The organism is Silvanigrella aquatica, from assembly GCF_001907975.1.
Classification (GTDB): domain Bacteria; phylum Bdellovibrionota_B; class Oligoflexia; order Silvanigrellales; family Silvanigrellaceae; genus Silvanigrella; species Silvanigrella aquatica.
Genome location: NZ_CP017834.1, coordinates 380,747 through 389,960, shown reverse-complemented (window position 1 = coordinate 389,960; position 9,214 = coordinate 380,747). Strand labels below are relative to the sequence as shown.

The 9,214-nt window shown below is 37.6% G+C and carries 7 protein-coding genes and 1 rRNA gene; 2 read left to right on the top strand and 6 right to left on the bottom strand.

Annotation, left to right across the window (positions count from 1 at the left end; all coding sequences use genetic code 11):
- Positions 1-73 precede the first annotated feature (73 nt).
- From AXG55_RS01680 to AXG55_RS01655, 6 genes are all read right to left on the bottom strand, one after another.
- A 16S ribosomal RNA gene (locus AXG55_RS01680) occupies positions 74-1,604 on the bottom strand.
- A gap of 411 nt (positions 1,605-2,015) precedes the next feature.
- Positions 2,016-2,981, bottom strand: coding sequence for an NAD(P)H-dependent flavin oxidoreductase (locus AXG55_RS01675; RefSeq protein WP_148696419.1), 966 nt, complete (start codon positions 2,979-2,981; stop codon positions 2,016-2,018).
- A 26-nt stretch (positions 2,982-3,007) separates the two neighbouring features.
- A complete protein-coding gene (locus AXG55_RS01670) occupies positions 3,008-3,499 on the bottom strand; it encodes a DUF4442 domain-containing protein (RefSeq protein WP_148696418.1) in 492 nt (163 codons plus the stop codon).
- A gap of 80 nt (positions 3,500-3,579) precedes the next feature.
- Positions 3,580-5,025 carry a response regulator gene (locus tag AXG55_RS01665; RefSeq protein WP_148696417.1) on the bottom strand — a complete coding sequence of 482 codons (1,446 nt, stop codon included), beginning with the start codon at positions 5,023-5,025 and terminating at the stop codon, positions 3,580-3,582.
- The gene (locus AXG55_RS01660) at positions 5,025-6,638 is read right to left on the bottom strand and encodes an ATP-binding protein (protein ID WP_233231298.1); all 1,614 of its coding nucleotides are present in this window, start codon (positions 6,636-6,638) and stop codon (positions 5,025-5,027) included. Before AXG55_RS01660 ends, AXG55_RS01665 begins: the two co-directional genes overlap by 1 nt.
- Before the next feature lie 511 nt (positions 6,639-7,149).
- Positions 7,150-7,788 carry a YkgJ family cysteine cluster protein gene (locus AXG55_RS01655; RefSeq protein WP_148696415.1) on the bottom strand — a complete coding sequence of 213 codons (639 nt, stop codon included), beginning with the start codon at positions 7,786-7,788 and terminating at the stop codon, positions 7,150-7,152.
- A gap of 100 nt (positions 7,789-7,888) precedes the next feature.
- On the opposite strand from AXG55_RS01655, the gene AXG55_RS01650 reads away from it, so the two are divergent.
- Positions 7,889-8,137 (top strand): hypothetical protein, encoded by a 249-nt coding sequence (locus AXG55_RS01650; RefSeq protein WP_148696414.1) that lies wholly within the window; start codon positions 7,889-7,891, stop codon positions 8,135-8,137.
- A gap of 64 nt (positions 8,138-8,201) precedes the next feature.
- Positions 8,202-9,197, top strand: coding sequence for a small ribosomal subunit Rsm22 family protein (locus tag AXG55_RS01645; protein ID WP_148696413.1), 996 nt, complete (start codon positions 8,202-8,204; stop codon positions 9,195-9,197).
- Positions 9,198-9,214 lie beyond the last annotated feature (17 nt).

Below are 9,214 nucleotides of genomic sequence, written 5' to 3'. Positions count from 1 at the left end.
AAGATTACAAAAACAGAGTGCGGTTCCCTTGACCTAGAATAGAGTCTCTTTACAGAGAACTCGAAATTCCTAGAAAGGAGGTGATCCAGCCGCAGGTTCCCCTACGGCTACCTTGTTACGACTTAACCCCAATCATCGCACAAGCCTTGGCAGGCTGCCCCCTTACGGTTAGCCCACCTGCTTCTGGCTTATGCAACTTTCGTGGTTTGACGGGCGGTGTGTACAAGGCCCGGGAACGTATTCACCGCAGCCTGATGATCTGCGATTACTAGAGATTCCAACTTCATGTGGTCGAGTTGCAGACCACAATCCGAACTGAGACCATGTTTTTGCGTTTGGCTCCACCTCTCGGCTTTGCTTCGCTTTGTCTTGGCCATTGTAGTACGTGTGTAGCCCTGGATGTAAGGGCCATGAGGACTTGACGTCATCCCCACCTTCCTCCGGTTTATCACCGGCAGTACCCCTATAGTTGCCAACTTAATGATGCCAAATAAGGGAAAGGGTTGCGCTCGTTGCGGGACTTAACCCAACATCTCACGACACGAGCTGACGACAGCCATGCAGCACCTGTATCCGTGTGTATTGCTACTATTACGCATCTCTGCGCTTTTCACGGTATGTCAAACCCAGGTAAGGTTCTTCGCGTTGCTTCGAATTAAACCACATACTCCACCTCTTGTGCGGGCCCCCGTCAATTCCTTTGAGTTTTAGTCTTGCGACCGTACTCCCCAGGCGGATAACTTAGCGCGTGGGCTACGGTACTGGAGGGGTCAACTCCCCCAACACCTAGTTATCATCGTTTACGGCGTGGACTACCAGGGTATCTAATCCTGTTTGCTCCCCACGCTTTCGTTCCTCAGCGTCAGTATTCGGCCAGGTGGTCGCCTTCGCCTCCGGTGTTCCTGCTGATCTCTACGGATGTCACTCCTACACCAGCAATTCCACCACCCTCTCCGAAACTCAAGAAACACAGTCTCAAATGCACGTCCCAGGTTAAGCCTGGGGATTTCACACTTGACTTGCATTCCCGCCTACGAACCCTTTACGCCCAGTAATTCCGAACAACGCTCGCACCCTTCGTATTACCGCGGCTGCTGGCACGAAGTTTGCCGGTGCTTCTTCTTTTGGTACCATCAAAGAACTGCTTTATTAAAACAACTCCCCTTCTTCCCAACCGAAAGAGCTTTACAACCCGAAGGCCTTCATCACTCACGCGGCGTTGCTGCGTCAGGGTTTCCCCCATTGCGCAATATTCCCCACTGCTGCCTCCCGTAGGAGTCTGGGCCGTGTCTCAGTCCCAGTGTGGCTGATCGTCCTCTCAGACCAGCTATCCATCTTCGCCTTGGTGGGCTGTTACCCCGCCAACTAGCTAATGGAACATGGGCTCATCTTTCGGCTGCCGGCCCGAAGGTCCCGGCATTTCCAGCATCGCTGCTGCTTACGCGGTCTTAGCTACAGTTTCCCGTAGTTATCCCCCTCCAAAAGGCAGATTCCCATGCATTACTCACCCGTGCGCCACTAAGGTATTGCTACCTCCGTTCGACTTGCATGTGTTAGGCACGCCGCCAGCGTTCGTTCTGAGCCAGGATCAAACTCTTAGCTCTAATTTACTTACGTTGAACTATTTCTAGTCCCACGATTTTTTTACTATCTTGACGGTTCTTTTACGGAACCTTAACAACCTCTTCTTAAAAACTTTTACATTCCTAATCCAACGTTGCTCGGGAACCGCACTCTGTTTTTGCTTTCTTCTCTTGTCAAATTACTTCTCTTTGCTGGGCTTTTTCACCTTTTTGGGAGGTTCAATCGCTAGCAGCGAGAAAGTCACCTTGCATTACAAACCGAACCTTGTCAAATATTTTTAATAAAAATATTTGAATTATTTTTCGCTATTTTTTTATGCAATCACACTTGGCAAGCGCTATAAAATGAGGAGATTTTTGTGCTTTACTTGCTTAAAAAGCGTTCAAATTTTACTTCTAAAAGCGACTTAGTCGACAAGATATTTTAAAATTTCAAGATATTAGTCCCTGTATGACTTCTTTTGCAGACAGAATAGATTTACACCCATCAACACTCTTACCCGCTTGCCAGTAGTCTTTATAGCCGGCACCCTCAAGAGATGCTCTTTTCAATTTCCAAACGGACTGCAAAGTATAATACAGTCGCATCCAGTGTTTCATTTTTTTATGCTGAAGCATATATTTTGTGATAAAATTAGCCTTCGTACCAATACGCGTAATGTACTCCGTATTAATAACTGAGACTGGTACTCCTGAAATTTTTTCAGTAAGCACAATATCATTTGAAGTTGCTCTTATAATGGCATTTTTATAATCTTCGTGCGCATGACATTCTTTAGTTGCTATAAACCGGGTACCCATTTGGACTCCAGCATACCCCAAGTTCAGCGCTTCTAGGAATTCTTTCTTTTCTCCCACACCACCAGCACATATAATAGGAACCTGAAACTCCAGAAGATCTTTGTATATTTTTTCAGCACCGAGATGCCCTGCATGACCACCAGCTCTATTATTTACACATATAAGTCCTTGAACCCCGGATTGAATTGCTTTTTCAGCCCATTTTTTTTCCGTCACATCATGATAGACAACACCGCCTAGCGGTTTCACAAGATCTACTATCCATTTTGGATTACCCAATGACGTTACAAAAAAGCGAACACCTTCCTCTAAAGAAATATCTAGCCATTTTCTCATTCTATTTTCGTATATTTTAGAGGATTTTTCAGTAATGATATTCATTCCAATAGGTTTTTTTGTAAGATTTTTTATTAATCTTAGACCATCACGAAATTCATGTTTATGAACAAAAACCATAGATAAAGGCTGTATAATTCCAATCCCACCCGCCTCCGACACAGCGGCAACCAATTCAGGATTACTACAAGGGTACATCGCACCACAAATAATAGGAAATTCAATACCAACTTGTTTCGTAAATACTGTTTCAAAATTCATAATAATTCTCTATTTATTATATTAATTTATTTCAATCTAACTTTCCAAGTAGCAGTAACTTTAGTAACAATCTCATTTTTGTCATTTGTAATATTAGCGTACAATTTTAATTCTTCATCATTTTTGGTTTCAACAGGATATTGAAAAAAACATTCTGAAATTAAATTGCCCCTTGCTTTTTTTAAATATTCAACTTCAATTTTAATTAAAATCGCAAGAGCATTATGAGGTAACTGCGATATAAGACATAAGCCAGAAGAAAACTCACCTAAATTTGCAAGAGCTATAGCATGAATACTATTCAAGTGATTTCTAACTGATTTTTTATCTTTTAGAAGTATTCTGACAAATGAATTTTCAATACTTAAAACAACAGGAGAAATTGAACCGGTATATGGAATATAGTGAGATATTATAGAGGAAAATATTTTATTTCCACCTGGGACTTTTTTTAACTGTGGCCAAGTTGTCTGAACAAGTTTACTAGGAGATGAAAAATCGCTTAAGAACTTTAGCATATCAGCAAACCTCAATTTGGATTATTATGAAAAGAGTTTTATAACCATTTTTAAAATATTTTGCCACTTTTGGAGGTCAGTTATTCAACTTCTTCATGATCGTATAGACTTTGCCTTGAAATCCCTAAAGAAGTAGCTATTTTAGATTTGTTACCTCCATATTTTTTTGACGCCACATTAATCATGATTTTTCTTAAGATATCTTTAGCTTCATCAAAACTTTCTCCCGAAGAAATATATTTTAATAACGCTTCTCCAAATCGACCTTCTAAAATATCACCATAATTTTTTGTCGTACCCGAATTGCCCATAGACGCATTACCAGAAGAAGAACGCATACTTCCAATAATTTCAATATCTGAGGGATAAATTTGACTACGATGATCGGCAAGTGCTTTCGAAAGAGCATTTTCTATAATTTGATGCAATGTTCTAAAATTTGCAGGAAAAGAATGATTGGCAGCCAAATCAAGAATTTTGCTAATCACCTCAGGGCTGGACGAGACTTTTAAATCTTCACTTGATTGAGAGAGTTGTTCGAAAATAAATTGAATAACTTTCACCAAATCTTGATTTAAATCTGAAATCGAAGGCAGATCTATTTCTCTATGCGCATACGCTTCCAAAAAGCCCGGTACTATTTTTTTCTGATAATCAGTGCAATAAGTACCAATAAATTTAATAAGACTTATGGATAAACTTCCATCTCCTAAAACCGAAGGAACAAATTCAGAATCAAAAATACTTTTAAGTTTATTTTGATTTTCATAGGAAAGAGCGTGTAAATTATCAAGCACTAATACACCGCCTACTGCTCTTTCAAAAAGACTCAATTGCAAAGTATTTCCAATGCTTTTTGAATCCCCAAAAAGTAACAAAGAATTCGCTTCATCTGATTTTGAAGCGCAATCATGATAAACAATATTTCGTGAAAGACTGCCGTAATTTTGTTTTAAAAACTTATGCGCAAATAATTGCGCGCCTACCGTTTTACCCGTACCCGATGCTCCACAAATTAATAATCTTTCTTCTTTGCGGCGCATAGAATGCTCAAAGGCATCGGAAGTTTGTTTTAATAAGAAAATTTCTTTTGAAAATCGAGAATCGAACTCCATGATTTTTAATTTTCTAATTGTTGTTGCCTGTAATGCAGAGGCACCAAGTATTTTTGTAAGCGAAAAGGAGTCTTTAAGTTTAGGACAGAACATATCAGCCCCCGCTCTAATGACTTTGGCGGGTAAATCTAAATCGTCTGAATTAGATATCATAATTACAGGTAAACCAGGAAGTGTGGAACGTAAATCGGGTAAAAGATCAATCCCCCATTTATTTGTTCCTTTATAAAAACAATCTACAACACAAACATCATAAATGTTTTTTCTTAAAAGTTTTTCTGCCGCTTTTATGCTATCGGCAATATCTGCTTTACCGCCAAGCCCTTCAATTGCGAGAACAATATCATCGGCATCCTCAGGAGTATCATCAACGACAAGCCAGCGCGATATTGGAAATACTTTAGATACCATTACTTAGAGTCTCCAATCCAATTAAATGCAAGTCCTTCTATTCTTTCTTTTTTAGTAATAAGCTTTAGGATAAATGACTCAGGCAAGTTGATATCCTCATCAGAAACAACTTCAACCTTTTCTCCTTCTTGAGCTAAATTAATAATTTTGTTTAACTCCAAATGATTGATAAGGTAATTTTCCAAACCACATTCAATTGTCGACTGAACAAGTTCTTCGTTTTTGAAATAAATAACTCTTTTCCGCTTGAGAATAAATTCAGGCAATTCATTGCTTTTTTCCTCGACCAAGCGACAGGGAATATCAAATCCGGTTTCAACAATATTTTTTTCAATGGTAAAGATCATTCGTCCTTTTAACTTTGCTAATCCTCTTTTAATAATAGAAAGACCTCTTCCTGAGCGGCCAAAAAACCGGAAGAAAACGGGCGAATCAATATTTTTTAAATCTATTCTATTTGTAAACTTAGCAAAATATATATTAAGTGCCGATACAAAAGAAATTTTAGAATAAACCCTTATGGATAAAAAATTTTTTTCATAATAAAGAAGCACTTTTGAAGGAAAAGTAGAATGCTTAATTGCATTAGAAGAAAGATTGACAATAATTCTTTCAAAAATAGTGAGATCCAATATAGTAGTTATAATATTTTTTGGCAATTTATTCACTATATCTGACCCTAAAAAATGAGTTTTTATATATTGTAAAACTTCATCTGAATTTAAGTCTTTGGCTGCATTAAATTCCTGGTATAATTCATTGGTAGATCTTATTTCTATAGCAAGTCTTTGCATAATTCCACGAATTGCCGAGACGTTATAATTAAGATCTTGCTCATTATATTTTCTATTTACGGCATCTAAAATTTTAGCGATATCATGTTGCGCATCAAGAATAAGTGTCTGATAAAACTGTAGATTTTTTCCTCTTACCTGAACTGCTTTTTGCGCAAGTATTTTTACATTAAGCCAGTTTATTTTATCTGTCTTTTCTAACAATTCGTCAACATCTTCTGTTTGCTCAAGTAATTTTCCTGCATACCTAATAGAATGCAGCATGACAAAAATACAAATTCCCCAAAATAAAATTACAGCGAGAGATACCATTATAGGTAATGAAATACTATGATATTCAAATAAGCCTAGAGAATTGCGAGCACAGGTATTGATATTCAATTCCACAAGATAGGGATAAGGAGATCTTGCGGGCTGAAAATACTCTGTTCTTTTTTCCTGGCACTCGTGAGGAGGTTCATCGGGTGAAATCCATTCCCCAATAAGCTGACGCTCGGGGTTTAGGAAATAGACTGAGACTCTAGCTACCCTTTCTTGGCTTTGATTCTTTTTCGAATCAAAAGTAAAGTTGAGATATTCCTGCATCAGAGACTGGGATTGATCCTGTAGCCCTTGGGAATCGAGCTCCGCCGTGCCCAATATACTACCTGTAATCCCTCCCATGATAAGGGAAACATCATGCCTTAAATTGGCGATCCGTTCTGCCCTTACAGATAAAGTCCAAATAATAGCATAGAGAATGATAAAACCAATAGCAGATATAATGAAATATGCTAATAAAGATCCTGAGTTAAATCTAAACTTTAGGTTTATGCGCATGTTGTCTTTCATTCCACAATTACTCAAGAATCTAAAAAACAAGAAACATAGGTTCAATATTATCGATATCACAATATTATCTAAAAGCCCAAGCCTAAAAAAAGTACGATTCAAATAATAAAAACTCACGAAAGGGCTTAAAAAACGAGTAAAAATCTATTGCTAGAAAATTTTCCTTGCCAAATAGAATACCGAGTGATATTGGCATCGTTCCAGTGATGCTTCATAATGAAGAATTGCGAAATGAAATTGCCTTAATTTGTCATAATTTTTTTTAACTATTTCAGGAGGTTGGTATGCACGGATCACGTCATCGTCGTAAGCATCCAAAAGGTCGTCGTAAAGTGGGTCGTAAGAAGAGAAAATTGCTTAGACGTCGTCGTGCTGCAAGAACTGGCGGTAAGTAAGTAAAACTAAAGCCTAAAGTTCTTAGCAATGCAATTGCTTAGCGCTCAAAAATCCTCCCTTCTGTATGGAAGGGAGGATTTTTTTATGCCTTTGAGAGTCAATATTAAAATTTTTCTTTTTTTAACATTTCAACAATGAATTTTTTTAATTTTCTTAAAGGGATTCTTCCCTCTTTATTAACTAAATTTTCCAATTCAGTTAATTTTGCATCTTGATTATTTTTTTGAAAAAAATTCTCAGCGATACTTTGCAAGGCATTTAATCTGTCTAAATCAAGCCACTCTGGCCTTTCTGGCATTGAGTTTTCTTGCGTAAAATTCAGAGGACAAACGTCTACGGCAAGTTGAACTTGATTTTTGACATCTGAAATTTTATATTGCAACGGCAGTCCCTGTGTTCTACAAATGTTGGGTCTGACATCGTAAATTGTGCATTTGCCGTTGTTTAAAAAAGCACAAGGACTGCTCGTTTTTCCAAGAGTATTTTTTTGGGGTGATGATTCAGATTCACATAATTCATTTAAAAGATTTTGTTTTTCTTCTGATGACAAAAAATTGACCCATTCTACTATCACATAAGCCTCAGATTGAAAAATGGATAAATCTACGTAACAACACTTTGAACACCCTAAGCGGCACTCCATATTATTTTCATACTTTTTGAAGAAACTCAGAAAAAAGTCAGAACTGTTTTTTTGAAGTTGAACAACGGGACGCAATGAGGAAGAGGGTTCATAAAGCATGATTAACAATGTCCTAATCAAGAGTCTTAAAAAACTAAGTTACTTTCTTAAGTAAACTTAACTTATGCTAAACTATTGAAAAGCAATAAAGGAAGTCAAGATGTTTAAAAGTTTTATTAAAAAATTATTTGTATTTATTATTTATGGCTTTATTTGGCTCTTTATTTTTTCCATACCTTTATCAAGCGGAAAAAACTTATTTGAAATTGGCTACGACAAGATTGTTGATACAAAACCAGTGCATTGGATACTTTCTAAAGTATCGAAGGGTATGAAAAAGACGGAAAACAACGCAAAAGAAGCCACAGAAAATGCGATTGACAAAATTGAATCTGAAATGAAAAAGTAAGAGATAACTTTCCCTTAAAAAGGGAAAAACGCCCTTTATTTTTTATGCGATCAGGAATTTCAATATGTCGCTCCCCCCATTATTACAATTGTCTCTGCAAAATGAACTCGCGCAAGCCCCTATTCAAAAGCTACAATCGGCTTACTCTAAACTTTCAGATCAGTATAGAATAAATCGAAATCTCATTCATTTTAGCTTACAAAATACAGAACAAAGAATCTCATATTTAGCAGCAAGAATGCCCGCTACCTACGAAGCTGTTTATCATGTGCTAAATGAAATTGAACTTGAAAATGAGAACGAGTTGAACTCACTACTGGACGTAGGAGCGGGGCCAGGGACAGCTTCTTGGGCATGTAGTGAGCGATTTCCGTCAATCCAGAAGCTCACACTCATTGAGCAAAATAAAGAAATGGCAGAACTGGGAAAAAAACTTTCCCAAAATCACCCTCTCTTAAAAAATGCGGATTGGAAAATTGCCGATTTTACAAAAAATATAGAAAAAATCGAGCCTGCAGACCTTGTCATTGCTTCTTATTCCTTTAATGAAATCGGTGAAAAAAATCAGCAACAATTCTTAAAGTTTGTCTGGGAAAAAACCAAAAAATACTTAGTTTTGATTGATCCGGGAACACCTCAGGCCTTTCACGCAATTCATAAAGCAAGACAGTGGTTTATTGAAAATAACGCTTCAATTTTATCTCCCTGTCCTCACATGCTGACTTGCCCGGCGTTTCAAAATGAAGATTGGTGTCATTTTTCAGCACGGGTTCAACGCAGTTCCTTACATAAAATGCTAAAAGAAGGTGAAAAAGGATATGAGGATGAAAAATTTTCCTATCTCATTCTTACAAAAGGACAGATAGCAAATTATGAAGGGCGTATTGTGCGCAATCCCGACATCAACAGCGGTCATTTAAAATTGCATCTCTGCACAAAAAAAGGATTTGAATCTATAACTTATTCAAAGAAACAGGGTCTACTCTACAAACGCGCCCGAAAGTCATCCTGGGGAGACAGATGGGTGATATCTCCCTCTCAGGATGAACTTTCCGACTAAAAGCGGATAGCACTTTA